At 38.1% G+C, this 512-nt stretch carries 1 protein-coding gene and 1 pseudogene; both read left to right on the forward strand.

Features of this window, described 5'->3' with window-relative positions:
* Positions 1–117 (forward strand): annotated as a pseudogene (locus ACFIO3_RS15655) (YihA family ribosome biogenesis GTP-binding protein); the annotation flags it as partial.
* A 144-nt stretch (positions 118–261) separates the two neighbouring features.
* Positions 262–512 (forward strand): glutathione S-transferase family protein (locus ACFIO3_RS15660; protein WP_375704841.1); only part of this gene is annotated, 251 nt, incomplete at its 3' end.

Here is a 512-nt window from a genome sequence, read left to right on the forward strand (position 1 = left end):
ACACAAACAAAGCTTCTCAAGCGCCCAGCAGCTTACCCTGAGCTTCTTGTAACCTCTTCAGAAAAAGCTCTCGGTTTGGAAGAATTACGTGCTGCCATTTTGCAAACCATCGCATAAGAGAATGTATTCCTATTATTAATAATTTATTAATCATAATTACTAGCTGCTGCTAATGATCTTGTACTTCTCGTCAAGCATCTTTATAAATAAAAAGCCATTACTTGAAAGAATTCCCATCAACTATATTTGATAATGTAAATTATGCTGACACTTTTTCACTCTCCCCTATCCACTGCCTCACGCTTTATACGCCTCATTCTCGGGGAATATGGTCTAAATACGCAACTGATTGAAGAATATGAATGGGCTAGGAGGCACGAATTTCTAGCCCTCAATCCTGCTGGTTATGTTCCTGTTTTTCTTGATGAACACGAAGTTCCATTATCAGGTCCTCTTGTTATCTGCGAATATTTAGACGAAACACATGGAAGTTTACGACAAGAAAATAAGCT

Source organism: Bartonella sp. AD328YNZD (assembly GCF_042196425.1).